We start from the raw sequence: 15,808 nt of genomic DNA on the forward strand, positions 1-15,808 counted from the left end.
TTTTTCATCCTGTGTTTCATCGGCTCCGTCATTGCACCAGCGCCGGCACCAGAGGACCAGCGCTGCTCGCTGCACCGGGGGCGCCCAGTGTCGCGCAGGGACTGGTCGGATCGCTGGACATTCCGAGATACTCGATATACATCCTGGCCGCGCCAGTGCCTGATCCGCCGGAGTTGGTATTGAGGGGATGCAGCATCATGATGCAAGCCCAGGACTGGACCGGCGCCGTCGACGAAGACACAAATGAACCGCAGTCGACAACCGGCATGATCGCCATCCGGCGGTCGGCGCCATTTGTCTGCAGCCAGGACGGCCCCTGTATCGTCGAGTTGCTCTTGATGTTCAATCCGGTACTGGTGTTGCCCTGATAGCCGGCGAAGCTCGAGCGCCGCGTGACGAAATCTGCATAGGCGTTCTTCATGCTCGGCCAATTGATCTCGGTATAGGCGTAACCCGTATAGTCGGACGCAGCTGACAAGGGATTGATGGACGGCGAGTAGATGCCGAATCGGGTGTTCCAGTCATCTGCGATAGAGGAGACATTGCCCGGCTGGCCGACCTGCGCGCCCGTGGCCGGCAGATTGCAGGCGCCACTTCCCCTCAGGATGGCAGCCAGTTCACTGGCGCCACCCGACGGCGGCGTGAAGTCGATCCATTTAAAATTCCCGGTCAGGCCACCGCCGGGAGGTCCGATCACGCCAAGCAGCCAATCGCCTTTGGCCTTTCCCGCCAGATCGGCGCCGCAGATTCCTACCGGGAGTGCACAGACGGTCTGTGCAGGCACGACCGTGGCGGCCGCTTGTGCCTCCACCGTCTGGCTGCCGATATCCACGCCCGGGATCACGTTCAATACACTGACCAGCCAGTTGCTGATATCCGGCCGCGTCACCGTGCAGCGGACGTATTTGACAGCCAGTGCGGACGCGCCGGAAAAGCTGCCCTTGGTGCCGAACCCGCCATCCGGCGAGTCGCTGAAGGTCACGCTGGAATCGGCCTCGAGCACCGCCGCCTCGGTCTGGAAGAGCACTGAATTTGCCTGGCCGGTGGTGATGCCGGCAGCCTCGGCGATCGCCAGCTGCGTGCTGCTGACGCCGGTCAGCTCGCGCGAAGCGGCCAGCGCGCAGGCGTCGGCACTGGTCTGCAATTCATTCTTTGCCACGAACAGCTTGCCGAGATCGATGGCAAGACCCGCAAAGCCGATGAGCGTGACCAGCGAGAGCGCCACCAGTACCCCGATGGCTCCCCCCTGCTTGCGGCTGGAACGTGGCTTGCTCAACATGACATGATCTCCTGTGCGCCGCGGCTCTAGCGGGCCGCCCCGGAAATGCCGATCGTGAATGAAGGCTGCGCCGGTGGTGTCCGGTACGACGCCTCGTAGCGCCCCATCGCTTCATGCGAAGCGACGCCATCCAGCTTCGGCTGTTCCGACGATGGCGGGCCGGCATTCAAGGTCTGCTGCGCACGCAGCACAGATACGGATTCACCGAAGTGCGCATCAAGATTGGGCGTTACGGGAGCGCAGGCCGTCATCAGCAGTGCTGCCGTCACGGTGAGGCTGCCGGCGATCGCGTGAGTGAATTTCATGGTCCCCTCCTTATTTGGTTTCATAGCCACTGGGTGCTCCGCGCGCAGGCATGGCTGCTGGCGTGGCCGGCGCGGCAGGCCCGGTCGGCGTGCCCGGCCCGGATGGAGCCTGTGCACCTTGCCCCTCCATCTTCCCGCCCAGGAAAAATTCGGATCGGGTCGGCTCGACGTAGTTGTCGGTCGGAACTACGTAATCAGGCGGCAGTGGCTTGACCAAGCGCGGCGTCACGATGAACACCAGTTCGCTGCGGTCGGTCTGGAAATTGCTGCTGCGGAAAAGCGCGCCGAGCACAGGCAGTTCGCCCAGTACCGGGAAAGCGCTGATGTTCTGGGTCACGTTGTTCTTGATCAGGCCGCCAATGGCAAAGCTCTGGCCGTCGATCAGCTGAACGGTTGTCGCGGCCCGCCTGGTCGTGATCAGCGGAAGTATCGACGTCACTCCAGTGCCGGACGCCGTCAGGCGCGCGCCCTGGGGCGACAACTCGGACACTTCCGGGGCCACCTTCAGGTTGATGCGTCCGCCGTTGAGCACGGTGGGCGTGAAGCGGACGCCAACCCCGAACTCCTTCTCTTCCAGGGTAATCACAGTGCCGCCGCCGGATGACTGGGGCACCGGAATGAATATCTTGCCGCCGGCAAGGAAGCTGCCCTCCTGGCCGCTGATGGCCATGACGGTCGGTTCCGCCAGGATTTTTACCAGTCCATCCTGCTTCTGGGCGTCAATGCCGATTGACGTGAACGAGCCTCCCGCTTGCGGAGGAGAATTCTGTGAAAGTACGCCGGTGCCACCGCCAAAAAAGCCGGAAATGAATTTCGACCAGGCGCCGCCGTCGGTGATGGCCTGCCGTGCGAAATTGATGCCGAAGCGGTCCAGCAGGGTCTTCGAAATCTCGGCCACCTTCACTTCCAGCATCACCTGCTGCGGGGCCGCCACCGACAGCATGTTCACGATGCGCGGGTTATACACCATCGCACCGCGCGCTGCCCCACCGCCCGCAGCACCCGGCGGGCGCACGAAGGCATTGGCAATCTGGATCGCGCGTTCCACTGCAACGCTATCCGACGCGACGCCGGACAGGACCAGCGAATCGGACGCGGCGCTGACCCGGATGTCTTTCTCGGCCGGCATCAGGTCGCGCATCTGCGTTTGCACCCCGAGCGTGTCCAGTCCCACGCTCACCTCGACCATCGCGCAACGGCCATCGCGATCCTGGAACATCAGGTTGGTCGAGCCAACCTCTTTCCCGAACAGGAAGTACATGGCCCTGGCGGACTGCGACGTAGTGGGTTCGACCTGCACGATCTCGGTGTCGCCAATCGAGCGCAGGAATGCCGGTGAAGGCAGGCGCAGCTTCTGCAGGTCGAGCGTGCCTGATTTTCCCTGCGGGAGCGTAACCTGCGACCCCGGGCCGAATTCGCCGACGCACACTGGCGTTGCCACGCGCGGGGCCGCAGGCGGTTCAGCGGCCTTGGCGGTCTTGGCAGCCTTCGCCGGCTTCCCCGTCCTGGTCCCGGTACTGGCGGGACGCTCCGCAGCCGGCCCCGCGGCCAGGCCCGCAGCTTCCGCTGCCGGCTGCGCCAGGACCTGTCCGAGCGGCAAAAGCATCGCTGTCCCGACTGCAAGCGAAAGGCCGGTACGCAAACTGTTCGGCATTCTTTTTTTGTTCACGTTGCTTCCCCTGATGATTGGTTTCTGATGCGGACGAAGACCGGTTGTCGGTAACACTGAAGGTGCTTAGTAACACTGTGTTATGCGCCCACTGCCGGTCAGGACCTGCTGGCAATCCGGTACGCGCGGGGTGGCCGGGCTGACCGGCTTCTGCACTCTCACGGCAGGCTTCTTGGGCGCTGGCGCCGCAGGCGTGCTCACGTTGAGCAAGGTTTGCTTGGTCGCGCCGGCGGTCACGGTGGGCTTGATGTCGACCTGGTTGCGCAGCATGAGCGAGAGCAAGCCGACGCTGCGCGCCAGGTCCAGCGTCTCTGCCTGCTCCGGCGTGACTTCGAGGGTGACGGCATTGACCACCTTCGGCTTGGTCTCGTTCTGGCTTGCTTCCTGGGCTACAGCCAGCACCAGGATGCGTTCCAGGACCAGTTTCGAAATGTTCAGGTCGCGGTCACTGATGGCGTTCTTCTTCTCGCCCTGGGTACTGACCAGGATGTCGACGTAGTTGCCCGGAAGCGCAAAGCCGGCGACGCCAACCACATCATTGACCCGCACCGTCATTGCCCGCTTGCCCTCGGCGACCACCGCCGACAGGCCGCCCGCCGAACCGACCGGCGCCAGCTTGGATTCTGTCAAAGGCTCGCCGGTCAACAGGCTGCTGCGCACCACGCGTCCCTCCAGCAGCTTGCCATCCGTGAAGGCGCCCTTCGGCACGCTGCCGGCCGGCCAGTCGACGAAGCGGATCATCGACTGGGTAATCCGGCTGCCCATGTTGATGTCGACCATTGCGACCGCCAGCTTGTTGGTGCTCAGGCTGGCGCGCTCGTTGATCCACTTGCCTGCGAATACCACCGCCGCCAGAGCAAGGATGACGGATACCACGATCATGGCTACGGCTCTGCTGCTTTTCATGACTGCCTCCGGTGTTGGTTCTGGACTGCGTGCTCGATGAAATTATTTGGCCGGCATGGCGAAGTAGTTGCGCCATGCCCATTGGATTGATTCCGGCGTCATTTCCGGCGCCCGTGCCTCGTAGTCGGCAAGATCGCGCAACTGGCTGAGGACATCTCGCGGATAACAGGCGTACAGCGGCCGGTCTTCGCGGTAATGCAACTGCTCCAGCATATGGAGATAGGCCGAATCGGAGAACGGAATGGCGAGTTCCTCGCTCACTTGGGTGAACACCTGCCGGTATTGCGGCTCCGTGAGCGGGCCGAGGGCGATCTTGTAGCCGAGCCTGCGCAAGAAGGCTTCATCGCCCAGCTCGTCGGGATGCTGGTTTGAGGAGAACACCACGATCACGTCGAACGGAATGCGAAACTTGTAACCGGTGTGCAGCGTGAGAAAGTCGGTGCGCCGGTCAAGCGGAACGATCCAGCGGTTCATCAGGTCCCGCGGCGAGATCAGCTGACGGCCCAGGTCGTCGACCACGAACACGCCATTGTTGGCCTTCACATGCGGCGGCGCCTGGTAATAGCCCCTGGAGTGATCGAACTCCAGGTCCAGCGTCTTCAGCGTCAACTCGCCGCCGCTGATGCAGACAGGCCGCTTGCAGATTACCCAGCGCCCGTCGCTGTTGTAATGTCGTGCCAGGGCTGTCGCGGCAGCAGGCTGCGCCACGGGCGTATGCAAATGGGGATCGAACACCTGCACCACTTCGCCGTCCACTTCCACCGAACAGGGAACAGCTATGTCGCCGGAGACCAGTTCGGCCAGGCGTTCCGCAAGATAGGTCTTGCCGCATCCCGGTGGCCCGTACAGGATCAATGCACGCCCGGAGTTGAGCGCAGCGCCAACGCGGTCCAGCACGCCGGGCTGCACGACGACTCCCTTGAATCCTTCGGCAAGCATCTCGCGGGTGTACCGGACCTCGCGGATCGACTGCCGCTCCACCTGCCGCGTATAGTCCGCCAGGCTGACCGGCGCCACGCCCGCGTACTGGCTGCGCCGCAGATGAGCAAGCGCACGCTCGCGCCCGGCATCGGTAAGCTGATAAAACGTGCTCGCGTTGTTTTCGCCGCGGCGGGACAATTCGCACAAACGCTCCGCGCGCATCTCGATCAGTACGTTCTCAAGGACATTCGCGGGAAGCTTCACATGTGCGGCCAGGTCGGACAGGCTGCTACGTCCCGACAAGACCATCACCTTGGACAACAGCTCGCTCAGGAAGCGCAGGCTGAGGCCGGTGTCCTCGACGGTGCGTGGAGCTGGCGGGACAAGCCAGGCACCGTCGTGACCGGCTGCCGGAAAGGTGGCGGCGAGATTCGTCATGGATATAAGGAGATCGGGAAAATACTGAGGTAGAGCAGATGACCGGCGCGGGCCAGCAGGCAATAGGCGATGGTTCCGCCGGCAATCGCGACACCGAAGGGGATGCGGCCGACCGAGCTCACTGCATCGGCTGGGGGCGGCAGGTCACGGACGATCACCCGGAACAGGCGGGCCATCAGCATTTCGTGCAAGTTGGCGCCCAGCCGCCTGAACGACTCGGTCCGCCACAACATGTACATCGTCATCAGGCCGGCTGCGATGAAGCTGATGATCATCGCCCCCATCACCCCATTCAATCCAAGGAATGCGCCAACCATGGCCATCAGCTTGACATCGCCGGCACCCATTGCACGCAACCAGTACAAGGGGATCAGCGCGACCAGTCCCAGGGTGGCGGCGGCCATTGCATTGAGCAGTCCGGCCGCTCCGGGCAATGCGCCGGCAAAGCCGGTTCCCGTCGGCAGAAGTGTGTTCAATGCCAGCCCGGCGACCAGCCCGACGGCGACCAGACGGTTCGGAATCCGGTGGCTGCGCGCATCGGACTGCGCAGCGAGCACCAGCAGGATCGCGAGCGATCCAAGCGCAAGCACTGACATATCAAAGGAGGAAAGGCCGCTCATGTTTTCTTGCCTGCTCAGAAGTTCTGGAATTCGCTAGTCACGGTTCATTGACAAGCAACTGGCGCATAGCTTCCGGAGCCGCCGAAGCCCGCGGCGATGCCATTGAACACCGCGCACAAACTGCCGCCCAGGGCGTATGCGGCGACACTGATCACCACTGCGATCAACATCGCAATCAAGGCGTACTCGACTGCGGCCGCGCCCTCTTCATCACGAATCAGCTCGCCAAGTAATTTCATTTTCCGTTCCTCGCCATTTTTCGTGAGAAGTCGAAGGGCCAACTTGTAAGCCCAGCTATCCTGCAAAAGCGCCGCCCCTGGATGCGGGGCGGACGCTTTTTCCTGCATGCTCTACGTCAGCCTCATGCGCACGCGGCAAACGTGGTCGGAGGCGTGCCGGTCGGCGCGCCGAGGAAGGTTGCGATGCCGGTGAAGAATCCGCAGAGTTGCTTGCCCAGCAGGCTTGCGCCGACTGCAATCACGATTGCGATCAAGGCCGCCAACAGCGCGTATTCGATAGCGACTGCACCTTCTTCGTCTTTCAGAAAACGTTTGATTGCGTTCATTTGGATGCTCCTTCAGTGGTTGATGGACAGTGGACTGGGATAAACCGGAGTGCGATGTCGGTAACTTGTTTCATCGCCCCAGTGACTCCAGAGTAGATCCCCGCTGCCCAGCCGTGAATGAAGCAATTGCACTAGAGGAAACGGACTTTGCCCCGCTTCGTTTGAGATTTCGCACCGAGGATGCATCGCGTCCCGGATCTCCGATGCGGCGGCCGCCGATCTCCGGCTGGCCCTTGCCATGTTCCTTGCGGCGGCGCTCTTCTTCGGCCAGCATGCTGGCCAATTCCGCCTTGCTGTGGATGTCGAGCTTCTGGTAGACGGCCACCAGCTGGTTACGAACCGTATGGGGGGAAACGCCCAGCCGGATCGCGATCTCCTTGTGCGACATGCCGCTGGCGAAGTTGTACGCAACTGCAAGCTCCGAACGCGCCAGCAAGTGCACCACCGAAAGCCGACGGCCAGTGCAGACCATGTATCCACAGTTGCGCGACATGCTGATAGCAATGCGCTTGCCACAGTAGCGGCCAGTCTCGACCAGAGCCATCAATGCTTCACGCGACAGGCGCTGGCCGCTGTGTCCCGGCCATTCATGCGCCAGCAGGTCAAGCATGCCGGGGTCTGCCGTCTCGATTACGCCGAACGCATTGATCAGGGCCAGCGCACGGCCCGCCCGCCGCTGGTCGTTCAGGTCCAGCACATGGCGCAAATTGAAATTGAAAGCCTGCAGCACATGCGGCCAGAACGCGCTGAAAAATGCCTGGTCGCCGACGCTGAAAGTTGCCGGCGGCTGGCGCAGCAGCACCAGCCACGGAGCAGGCTGGATCTCTTCATCACATGCAAACAACAGGTGCGCAGGAGCCGCTTCGGCGACGTGCATGAACAACTCGCGATGTCGGTCTTCGCGCTCCAGGCGGTCGCACAGCCCCACGCAAGAGGGTGCCAGCTTGTGCAGTTGTTCGCGATCCAGCACGGCCGCCCGGCCGTGCTTGGGCTGCAATCCGCCGGAGGGAAACACGGTGTCGGCGTCATGCACCACCAGCAGCCCCCTGTCGAATCGGACCTGCTCGTGGAGGATCGCCAGCACGGCTTCCGCAAATTGGTTCGCCGGCACCATGCGGGCCGCGCGATACAGCAACAAAATGGTTTCGGACAAGGCTTGCACGACGTTCTCCTTGCGACAACGGCTACGGCGACTGATGGCGACCCTGGGCTATGAAGGCTGAGCTTTGGTGCCTGAACTACGTGTGACAAGTAAGCGCTTTCCGACGCGCGTCAGCATTGACAATCAGCAATAAAAATTGCCGTCTGGATTGCTACAGGTTGCCGCATGGAATGAAGATCCAGGGGACCGGGGATGGGGCCGGGAATGGAAACAGGAAGGAAAAAATCGTGCTTTACCGTTGACTAAGGAGCACAAGCAGGGGAGAAATAAGTTAGGCTAGAGTCTGACAAGCACTAATCCACAGGAGGAGAAATGAAAAAAATCGTGATGTCATTGATGTTGTTGTCGCTGGCGGGGATTGCATCTGCGCAAACCGCGAAAACCCCGGCCCCGGATGGCAAGCCGCGCACCGAAGCCAGCAGCGCCACCGACAGCGCCGCCAAAAGCGCCAACCGGGAACAGACCCGCACCTGCAATAACCAGGCAAAAGAACAGAAGCTGAAGGGCAAGGAGCGTCGGCAATTCCTGCGCACCTGCATGAAGGGCACCAGCAACACCACATCGTACGAGAGCAAGGGCAGTACCGGCCCCGTGCTGCAAACGCCCAAGCCCTGAGCGCACAATCGCAGAATCGCAGCAACACGGATCACACTGATCCGTAATCGAATACTGCAAGCCGCTTGACTCGGCTCTTGTGATCAGGAGCCGAGTCCCTGATGCCCTGATTCCTGATCCCCACCGCGTTGGCAATCAATCTCGATCGTGACGATCGCTGCCATGCTTCACGCCTGTAGCGTGAGCAGGGCAAGACAGCTTGCGAGGGATTGGCCGGGCGAACGAACGTGTGCCGGAGCCGATTCGATTGAACCGGACCAGTCGTGCCGGGAACATGCTGGAAACTTGATGGGAATTTGTGGCCTGTCCGGAGGGGATCGAACCCCCGACCCACAGCTTAGAAGGCTGTTGCTCTATCCAACTGAGCTACGGACAGTGAAGGTGGAATTTACGACGAGCATGGTGCGGATGGCAAGCATTGATGGCGCTGCAACTGCTACTTGCAACTGCAACCCAATGCGCAAGCATCCGTTTTCGCTTGCCGAAAATGAAACGGGCCTGTTGATGACTGGTGTCATGAACAGGCCCGTAGTATTACTGGTCGGAGTACAAGGATTCGAACCTTGGACCCCCTGGTCCCAAACCAGGTGCGCTACCGGGCTGCGCCACACTCCGAAGAAAAAGATAATACCCTATGGAGACGCTCAGGTCAATCTTCATCGACACTGAGTAAGCTTCCGGATGTTCGTGCGCCGTGTTTATCCCGAAATCTTGTCCGCGATGCGGCGCGCCATCGTATTCGCGGTACCGGCGCTCGCCGCTTCCACCATCACCCGCACCAACGGCTCGGTACCAGACGGACGGATCAGCACCCTTCCGCTGTCACCAAGTTCCGCATCCACCAGTTCTTTCTCTGCAAGCACAGCGGCCTGCTTCTGCCAATCGTAGCCGGGCTTGACCTTCACATTGATCAGCACCTGCGGATACAAGGGCAGGTCCGCACAGCATTCCGCCAGCGTCTTGCCGCTGCTCTTGAGTGCCGCCAGCACCTGCAAGGCGGACACCATGCCGTCACCGGTAGTGTGCTTGTCGAGGAACAGCAGATGCCCCGAGCCTTCGCCGCCGAGTTGCCAGCCACGTTCGAGCAGCATCTCCAGCACGTAACGATCACCGACTTTGGCGCGCCCGAAGCCCACGCCCATGCGCTTGAGGGCGACTTCCAGCGCCATGTTGGTCATCAGCGTGCCAACTACCCCGGCCAGCGGCCCCTGCGACATCCTGTGCTTTACCATCACATACAGCAACTGGTCGCCGTTGTAGGTCTGCCCAGTTCCATCCACCATGATCAGGCGGTCGGCATCGCCATCCAGCGCAATGCCAAGGTCGGCGCGATGTTCGAGTACTGCTGCAGAGAGTGCGGCAGGTGCGGTGGCGCCGACGCCATCGTTGATGTTCAAGCCGTTGGGCTTGTCGCCGATCGCGATCACCTCGCCGCCGAGCTCGTGCAGCACATGCGGCGCAATGTGGTAGGCCGCGCCATGCGCGCAATCGACGACGATGCGCAAGCCGCGCAGGTCGGAATCGTTGGGGAAGGTGCTCTTGCAGAATTCGATGTAGCGCCCACGGGCGTCGTCCAGCCGACGCGCCTTGCCCAGCCGTTCCGGCGCCACGCATTCGATCGGCTTGTCCAGTTCGCGCTCGATCGACGCCTCTACCGCATCCGGCAATTTGTTGCCGCCGGCGGAGAAGAATTTGATGCCGTTGTCCTGGAAGGCGTTGTGCGAGGCAGAAATGACGACACCAGCGGTCAGGCGCAGCGCGCGGGTCAGGTAGGCCACCGCCGGCGTCGGGATCGGACCTGCCAGCAGCACGTCAACGCCTGCCGCCGCGAATCCTGCTTCCAGTGCCGCTTCCAGCATGTAGCCGGAGATGCGGGTGTCCTTGCCGATCAGGACTTCAGGGCGGGCCGTGCCGGGCTGTGACTGCGCTAACACGCGTCCCGCAGCGTAGCCCAGCTTCATGATGAAATCGGGCGTGATTGGCATGGTGCCCACCGTGCCGCGCACGCCATCGGTGCCGAAATATTTCCTGCTCATTGCTTCCCTTCCTGTTATTTTTCAAAGCGCCGCTGATCATTGATTCCGGCGCCTCCATTACTGTTCTTAAGCCTCTGCCCCGACTTGCCCGGGCTGGCCGACTGCGTGCCAGATATTCAGCGCATCGACCGTCTGCGCGACGTCGTGCACCCGCACGATGCGTGCACCGCGCGCCACCGCCGCCAGCGCAGCGGCGACACTGGCCGCCATGCGCTGGTCCACCGGTCGGCCGGTGATGGCGCCGAGGGTGGTCTTGCGCGACAGGCCGGCCAGCAGCGGCAAGTCCAGCGTGCGCTGGATATCGCCCACATGCCGCAGCAGCTCGAGGTTATGTTCCATGGTCTTGCCAAAACCGAAGCCAGGGTCGATGCACATGCGCTCGCGCGCAATGCCCGCCCCCTCCAGTTCAGCCACGCGCCGCTGCAGGAAGGCTGTCACCTCGCCGACAACGTCTTCGTAGTGCGGGCTGTGCTGCATCGTTCCGGGCTGGTTCTGCATATGCATGATACACAGCGCCGCGTCGCTGTCCTTAATCACGCTCACCGCCCCTGGCGCGAGGAAGCCGTTGATGTCATTGATCATGTCGGCCCCGGCTGCCAGGACTTCGCGCATGACGTCAGTCTTCCAGGTGTCGATGGACAAGGGCTTGCCGCAGTCACGCAGCGCAAACACCACCGGCATCAGGCGCCGCAATTCTTCCTCCACCGTCAGCAGCTCGGCGCCCGGACGGGTCGACTCGCCGCCGATGTCGATGATATCGACGCCATCGGCGATCATCTGCTCTGCCCGGCCCAGCGCCGACTCCAGCGCATTGAACTTGCCGCCATCCGAGAAAGAATCGGGCGTGACGTTGAGGATGCCCATCACCAGGGGGCGGGACTGGCGGGGATCGAGCGGCAAGCGGAAACGGCCGCACTGGAAGCTGGAGTACATGGAGTGGCTTGGGTTGCGGTAGGCTGGATTGTAGCGGGTGCCGGGACTGGATGCCGGGACTGGAGGATGGCAGCTCGCCAATGAAAAAGGGTGGGGATCGCTCCCCACCCCGTCTGCTGCTGTTGCTGATGACCTGGCAATCAGGCCGGCGCGGTCGCCGTCGGCGCTACGTCGCCGCTGCTGTCGGTCGGGCGCTTCACAGGGGTGCCGGCTTTCGGAGGCCGCGGCTCGCGCCCTTCCATGATGTCGTCGACCTGGTCGGCGTCCAGCGTTTCCCATTCGAGCAGGCGGTTTGCCATCATCTCGACCTTGACGCGGTTTTCTTCCAGCAAGCGGCGCGCCAGCGCATATTGGTCATCGAGGATGCGGCGAATTTCAAGATCCACCTTCTGCTGCGTCGCTTCCGACACGGTCTTGGACGCCATCCGTCCGAAATAGGCATCCTGCTCGCTGTCCTCGTACACCATCGTGCCCAGCGTCTCGGACATGCCGTAGCGGGTAACCATGGCGCGGGCCAGCTTGGTGGCACGCTCGAAATCGTTGGACGCGCCGGTCGACATCTGGTGCATGAAGATTTCCTCGGCTATGCGGCCGCCGAACAGGATCGCAACATCCTCCAGCATCTTGTCCTTGTACATGTTGACCCGGTCATGCTCGGGCAACTGCCAGGTCAGGCCAAGCGCATAACCACGCGGCATGATCGTGACCTTGTGCACCGGATCCGCCTTGGGCAGCAACTTGGCAACCACCGCATGGCCGGACTCGTGGAACGCGGTATTGCGGCGCTCTTCCTCGCGCATGACGGCGGATTTGCGCTCCGGCCCCATGACGATCTTGTCCTTGGCGTCTTCGAAGTCCTGCATCTCGACCAGGCGCTTGTTGCGGCGGGCTGCGAACAGCGCTGCCTCGTTGACCAGGTTGGCCAGGTCGGCACCGGAGAAGCCCGGTGTGCCGCGTGCCAGGATGTCAGCCTTGACGTCCGGTGCGATCGGCACCTTGCGCATGTGCACATACAGGATCTGCTCGCGGCCGCGGATATCGGGCAGCCCAACGATGACTTGCCGGTCGAAACGGCCGGGACGCAGCAAGGCCTTGTCCAGCACGTCGGCACGGTTGGTCGCGGCGATCACGATCACGCCGGCATTGGCTTCAAAGCCGTCCATCTCGACCAGCAACTGGTTGAGAGTCTGCTCGCGCTCGTCGTTGCCGCCGCCCATGCCGGCGCCGCGGTGACGGCCGACAGCGTCGATCTCGTCGATGAAGATGATGCAGGGCGAATGCTTCTTGGCATTCTCGAACATGTCACGCACGCGGGAGGCACCCACGCCGACGAACATCTCGACGAAATCGGAACCGGAAATGGTGAAGAACGGAACCTTGGCTTCGCCGGCGATGGCGCGCGCCAGCAGCGTCTTGCCAGTACCCGGAGGGCCGACCATCAGCACGCCGCGCGGAATCCGTCCGCCCAGTTTCTGGAATTTTGTCGGGTCGCGCAGGAAATCGACCAGTTCCTGTACCTCTTCCTTGGCTTCGTCGCAACCGGCGACGTCGGCAAAGGTCACGGCGTTGGTGGTTTCGTCGAGCATGCGCGCCTTCGATTTACCGAAGGAAAAGGCGCCGCCCTTGCCGCCGCCCTGCATCTGGCGCATGAAGAACACCCAGACGCCAATCAGCAGCAGCATGGGGAACCAGGAGATGAACACCTGCGACAGGAATGACGGCGGTTCGGGCTGCCTGACGTCGAACTTGACGTCATTGTTGACCAGGTCGCCAATCAGGCCGCGGTCCAGGTTGGTGGTGGTCGCGCGGATCTTCTTGCCTTCACTGGTGGTGGCGACAATGGTGCGGTCTTCAATGACTGCTTCCTTGATCCGCTTGGCTTTCACCTCGTCCAGGAAATCGGAATACGGAATTGCGGTCGCGCCGCTGCCGATGCTGCGGTCGTCGAACTGCTTGAATACCGTGAAAAGCACCAGGGCAATGACCACCCAGATTGCGGCTTTGGAAAACATGTTATTCACTGGAACTCCTTCGGCGGTGAAAGCCGTTTGCTCTGCGACAGATTCTACCCGTTAAAAACCGCAGGTACTAGGCGGGATATCGGTATGGATGCCCGGTAAATCAAGGGGCAATCAACTATTCATGCCGGGTTTTTCAAAATTTTCCCCAGCAAGAAGATCTCGGACGACTTATCCCGGCTGGCCTTGGGCTTTTTGGAGATGACGGTTTTGAATTCCGCCCGGAAACGATGGACAATTTCGTTATAACCGCGACCATTGAAACACTTGACCAGCAATGCGCCATCCGGCTTCATGTGATGGCGGGCGAACTCAATTGCCAGTTCGATCAGGTACTCGACGCGGGCAGCATCGGAAACCGCGATTCCTGACAGGTTTGGCGCCATGTCGGACAATACCAGATCGGCCTTGCGGCCGCCGAGCTGACGGTCGAGTTCGGCCAGGATCGCATCGTCGGTGAAGTCGCCCTGGATGAACAGCACATCGGCGATTGGTTCCATGGGCAGCAAATCCAGCGCGACCACGGTGCCATTGATGCCACCGCCTTCCTTGCCGGACAGCTTGCTGCGAGCGTATTGTGACCAGCTGCCGGGGGCCGCGCCAAGGTCGACGATCACCTGGCCGGGGCGGATCAGCTTCTCCTCCTCGTCGATTTCCTTGAGCTTGTAGGCAGCCCGGGCGCGATAGCCTTCTTTTTGCGCCAACTTCACGTAAGGATCATTAATATGATCGTGAAGCCAGTTCTTGTTCAATTTCTTCTTTGCCATTCGCTTAGAATACGCCTTTGCCAGTTTCCGAAAGCATCCAATGTCCAAACTTACCACTGCCCAGCGCAGCGAACTGCGCGCCCAGGCGCATGCCCTTAATCCCGTCGTGATGATCGGCGATGCCGGCCTCACGCCCGCAGTCGAGAAGGAAGTGTCCGCCAGCCTGGACGCGCACGGCCTGATCAAGGTGCGGGTACTGGGCGACGACCGCGAGGCACGCATCCAGATTTATGAAAAACTGTGCGCCGACCTCGGCGCGGAACCGATCCAGCACATCGGCAAGCTGCTGGTCCTGTACCGCCCGCAAAAAGAAACCGCCAAGGAAAAAACCAGCAAACGCGGCGGCGGAATGCGCGAAGTGACTATCGTCAAATCCAATCCGACCAAGCGGCCCACTGTAACCAAGGTCATGGTCAAGGGCAATGAACGGGTGACCCAGGGCGGCAACATCAGGCGAGCCAAGCCACGCCAGGTCAGCCGCAAGAAGCAGGCGCTGTCGGGCAGCTGATCCGGCGATGGGCTACGGGGTGATTTCCAGGCGCCCCCGCCCTCGCCGCCTCGCCGCCTCTCACCTCAATCCCGCAGGAAGTCCGTCATCATCGGACCAAGGGATTAACGGATGCGCAGCACCAGCCAGGCGCCGGCCAGGCTCTGCAACAGGTGCAGGACTGCCGAAATTCCGTGCAGCATGCCGAACCGGCTCCGGGCTTCCGACGCCATCACCCCTGCCGGCCCCGCCAGCTCCCGCAATTCAGCCATCATCGGCTGCAAGCCAAAATAGCCAATCAAGGTGCATGCCAGCATCACGGCCACCAGCAGCAGGCCGGTGCGCCGCTGCCCGCTATCCAGGTCGCGACCCGATAGCAACAAGGACAACAGGATGAATCCACAGGAAAGCGAGACCAGCGCTTCCGCCCGGAACAGGTGACCGGCGATGGTGCCAGCCAGCACCCGGTCGTGCAGGTTGGCGAACAGTGCCGGCGCCGCCACATAGCCGATTCCCCATACAGTGCCCACCCAGAAAGTGACGAGCAATATCCGGAGATGGGGAGTCAGGCGGCGGATCAGTTGCATTGCCGTGCCGCCAGGTCAGATATAGCGGACGTCCAGGATCTCATACTCCCGCGGCCCGGCCGGGGCTTGCACCTCGACCACATCGCCGGCAGATTTACCGATCAGTGCGCGCGCTATCGGCGAGCTGAACGAGATCTTGGACAGCTTGAGATCCGCCTCGTCGATGCCGACGATCTGGTAAGTCACTTTGTCGCCGGTGTTCAACTCTTCCAGAGTGACTGTGGATGCGAATACCACCCGGCCTTCGGCATCCAGCAGCTTGGGGTCGATGATCTGCGCAGCGCCAAGCTTGCCCTCGATCTCCGCGATGCGGCCTTCGACGAAGCTTTGCTTCTCCTTGGCGGCGTCATATTCGGCGTTTTCCGACAGGTCACCCTGCGCGCGCGCTTCCGAGATGGCATTGATGACCGCCGGCCGTTCTTTGTGTTTCAGCCGGGCCAGCTCTTCTTTCAGCAATTCGGCGCCGTATTTGGTCAGTGGTTCAGTTGCCATGTTCTGCG

General features: G+C 61.8%; 17 protein-coding genes and 2 tRNA genes. 2 read left to right on the plus strand and 17 right to left on the minus strand.

Annotated features, from left to right (window positions below):
- Positions 1-28: 28 nt before the first annotated feature.
- The 9 genes from FVE66_RS08485 to FVE66_RS08525 form a co-directional block, all read right to left on the minus strand.
- Positions 29-1,279: a pilus assembly protein TadG-related protein gene (locus FVE66_RS08485; RefSeq protein WP_151446954.1), complete on the minus strand. Its 1,251-nt coding sequence runs from the start codon at positions 1,277-1,279 to the stop codon at positions 29-31.
- Between the two features lie 26 nt (positions 1,280-1,305).
- A complete protein-coding gene (locus tag FVE66_RS08490; protein WP_151446955.1) occupies positions 1,306-1,584 on the minus strand; it encodes a hypothetical protein in 279 nt (92 codons plus the stop codon).
- A gap of 10 nt (positions 1,585-1,594) precedes the next feature.
- Positions 1,595-3,253 carry a type II and III secretion system protein family protein gene (locus FVE66_RS08495; RefSeq protein WP_241673094.1) on the minus strand — a complete coding sequence of 553 codons (1,659 nt, stop codon included), beginning with the start codon at positions 3,251-3,253 and terminating at the stop codon, positions 1,595-1,597.
- 66 nt (positions 3,254-3,319) lie between these two features.
- Complete coding sequence (cpaB, locus tag FVE66_RS08500) at positions 3,320-4,159, minus strand: Flp pilus assembly protein CpaB (RefSeq protein ID WP_151446956.1); 840 nt, start codon at positions 4,157-4,159, stop codon at positions 3,320-3,322.
- Between the two features lie 42 nt (positions 4,160-4,201).
- A complete protein-coding gene (locus tag FVE66_RS08505) occupies positions 4,202-5,518 on the minus strand; it encodes an AAA family ATPase (RefSeq protein WP_151446957.1) in 1,317 nt (438 codons plus the stop codon).
- Complete coding sequence (locus FVE66_RS08510; protein ID WP_206668730.1) at positions 5,515-6,138, minus strand: A24 family peptidase; 624 nt, start codon at positions 6,136-6,138, stop codon at positions 5,515-5,517. The genes FVE66_RS08505 and FVE66_RS08510 overlap by 4 nt, the downstream gene beginning before the upstream one ends.
- Before the next feature lie 44 nt (positions 6,139-6,182).
- Positions 6,183-6,485 (minus strand): Flp family type IVb pilin, encoded by a 303-nt coding sequence (locus tag FVE66_RS20625; protein ID WP_338325378.1) that lies wholly within the window; start codon positions 6,483-6,485, stop codon positions 6,183-6,185.
- A gap of 14 nt (positions 6,486-6,499) precedes the next feature.
- Positions 6,500-6,703, minus strand: coding sequence for a Flp family type IVb pilin (locus FVE66_RS08520; protein WP_151446958.1), 204 nt, complete (start codon positions 6,701-6,703; stop codon positions 6,500-6,502).
- 70 nt (positions 6,704-6,773) lie between these two features.
- On the minus strand, positions 6,774-7,865 hold the full coding sequence (locus FVE66_RS08525; protein ID WP_151446959.1) for a response regulator transcription factor: 1,092 nt from the start codon (positions 7,863-7,865) through the stop codon (positions 6,774-6,776).
- Positions 7,866-8,177: 312 nt separating this feature from the next.
- Here FVE66_RS08525 and FVE66_RS08530 point away from each other — a divergent pair, with 312 nt between their 5' ends.
- Positions 8,178-8,480 carry a PsiF family protein gene (locus FVE66_RS08530; RefSeq protein WP_151446960.1) on the plus strand — a complete coding sequence of 101 codons (303 nt, stop codon included), beginning with the start codon at positions 8,178-8,180 and terminating at the stop codon, positions 8,478-8,480.
- Positions 8,481-8,779: 299 nt separating this feature from the next.
- Here FVE66_RS08530 and FVE66_RS08535 read toward each other — a convergent pair.
- The 6 genes from FVE66_RS08535 to FVE66_RS08560 all read right to left on the minus strand — a co-directional run bounded on the left by FVE66_RS08535 (position 8,780) and on the right by FVE66_RS08560 (position 14,234).
- A tRNA-Arg gene (locus FVE66_RS08535) sits at positions 8,780-8,856 on the minus strand.
- A 162-nt stretch (positions 8,857-9,018) separates the two neighbouring features.
- A tRNA-Pro gene (locus FVE66_RS08540) sits at positions 9,019-9,095 on the minus strand.
- A gap of 83 nt (positions 9,096-9,178) precedes the next feature.
- On the minus strand, positions 9,179-10,516 hold the full coding sequence (gene glmM / locus FVE66_RS08545) for a phosphoglucosamine mutase (protein ID WP_151446961.1): 1,338 nt from the start codon (positions 10,514-10,516) through the stop codon (positions 9,179-9,181).
- Positions 10,517-10,582: 66 nt separating this feature from the next.
- Entirely contained in the window at positions 10,583-11,449 is an 867-nt protein-coding gene (folP, locus tag FVE66_RS08550) for a dihydropteroate synthase (RefSeq protein WP_151446962.1), read from the minus strand.
- 140 nt (positions 11,450-11,589) lie between these two features.
- Positions 11,590-13,470 (minus strand): ATP-dependent zinc metalloprotease FtsH, encoded by a 1,881-nt coding sequence (gene ftsH, locus FVE66_RS08555; RefSeq protein ID WP_151446963.1) that lies wholly within the window; start codon positions 13,468-13,470, stop codon positions 11,590-11,592.
- A 119-nt stretch (positions 13,471-13,589) separates the two neighbouring features.
- On the minus strand, positions 13,590-14,234 hold the full coding sequence (locus tag FVE66_RS08560; protein ID WP_151446964.1) for an RlmE family RNA methyltransferase: 645 nt from the start codon (positions 14,232-14,234) through the stop codon (positions 13,590-13,592).
- Positions 14,235-14,274: 40 nt separating this feature from the next.
- On the opposite strand from FVE66_RS08560, the gene yhbY reads away from it, so the two are divergent.
- Positions 14,275-14,742 (plus strand): ribosome assembly RNA-binding protein YhbY, encoded by a 468-nt coding sequence (yhbY, locus tag FVE66_RS08565; RefSeq protein ID WP_151446965.1) that lies wholly within the window; start codon positions 14,275-14,277, stop codon positions 14,740-14,742.
- A 104-nt stretch (positions 14,743-14,846) separates the two neighbouring features.
- Here yhbY and FVE66_RS08570 read toward each other — a convergent pair whose 3' ends face one another.
- On the minus strand, positions 14,847-15,308 hold the full coding sequence (locus FVE66_RS08570) for a DUF4149 domain-containing protein (protein ID WP_151446966.1): 462 nt from the start codon (positions 15,306-15,308) through the stop codon (positions 14,847-14,849).
- Between the two features lie 15 nt (positions 15,309-15,323).
- Positions 15,324-15,800, minus strand: a complete 477-nt coding sequence (gene greA / locus FVE66_RS08575) for a transcription elongation factor GreA (RefSeq protein ID WP_151446967.1) — start codon at positions 15,798-15,800, stop codon at positions 15,324-15,326.
- Positions 15,801-15,808: the final 8 nt, after the last annotated feature.

Origin of the sequence: Lacisediminimonas profundi, from assembly GCF_008831265.1 — a bacterium.
GTDB lineage: Bacteria > Pseudomonadota > Gammaproteobacteria > Burkholderiales > Burkholderiaceae_D > Lacisediminimonas > Lacisediminimonas profundi.

What these genes read in the sequence shown, in the direction of transcription:
- FVE66_RS08485 (WP_151446954.1), bottom strand. Translation starts at nt 1,279, where the DNA reads ATGTTGAGCAAGCCACGTTCCAGCCGCAAGCAGGGGGGAGCCATCGGG.
- FVE66_RS20625 (WP_338325378.1), bottom strand. Translation starts at nt 6,485, where the DNA reads ATGCAGGAAAAAGCGTCCGCCCCGCATCCAGGGGCGGCGCTTTTGCAG.
- folP (WP_151446962.1), bottom strand. Translation starts at nt 11,449, where the DNA reads ATGTACTCCAGCTTCCAGTGCGGCCGTTTCCGCTTGCCGCTCGATCCC.
- FVE66_RS08490 (WP_151446955.1), bottom strand. Translation starts at nt 1,584, where the DNA reads ATGAAATTCACTCACGCGATCGCCGGCAGCCTCACCGTGACGGCAGCA.
- FVE66_RS08530 (WP_151446960.1), top strand. Translation starts at nt 8,178, where the DNA reads ATGAAAAAAATCGTGATGTCATTGATGTTGTTGTCGCTGGCGGGGATT.
- greA (WP_151446967.1), bottom strand. Translation starts at nt 15,800, where the DNA reads ATGGCAACTGAACCACTGACCAAATACGGCGCCGAATTGCTGAAAGAA.
- FVE66_RS08560 (WP_151446964.1), bottom strand. Translation starts at nt 14,234, where the DNA reads ATGGCAAAGAAGAAATTGAACAAGAACTGGCTTCACGATCATATTAAT.
- FVE66_RS08570 (WP_151446966.1), bottom strand. Translation starts at nt 15,308, where the DNA reads ATGCAACTGATCCGCCGCCTGACTCCCCATCTCCGGATATTGCTCGTC.
- FVE66_RS08505 (WP_151446957.1), bottom strand. Translation starts at nt 5,518, where the DNA reads ATGACGAATCTCGCCGCCACCTTTCCGGCAGCCGGTCACGACGGTGCC.
- FVE66_RS08520 (WP_151446958.1), bottom strand. Translation starts at nt 6,703, where the DNA reads ATGAACGCAATCAAACGTTTTCTGAAAGACGAAGAAGGTGCAGTCGCT.
- yhbY (WP_151446965.1), top strand. Translation starts at nt 14,275, where the DNA reads ATGTCCAAACTTACCACTGCCCAGCGCAGCGAACTGCGCGCCCAGGCG.
- FVE66_RS08510 (WP_206668730.1), bottom strand. Translation starts at nt 6,138, where the DNA reads ATGAGCGGCCTTTCCTCCTTTGATATGTCAGTGCTTGCGCTTGGATCG.
- cpaB (WP_151446956.1), bottom strand. Translation starts at nt 4,159, where the DNA reads ATGAAAAGCAGCAGAGCCGTAGCCATGATCGTGGTATCCGTCATCCTT.
- glmM (WP_151446961.1), bottom strand. Translation starts at nt 10,516, where the DNA reads ATGAGCAGGAAATATTTCGGCACCGATGGCGTGCGCGGCACGGTGGGC.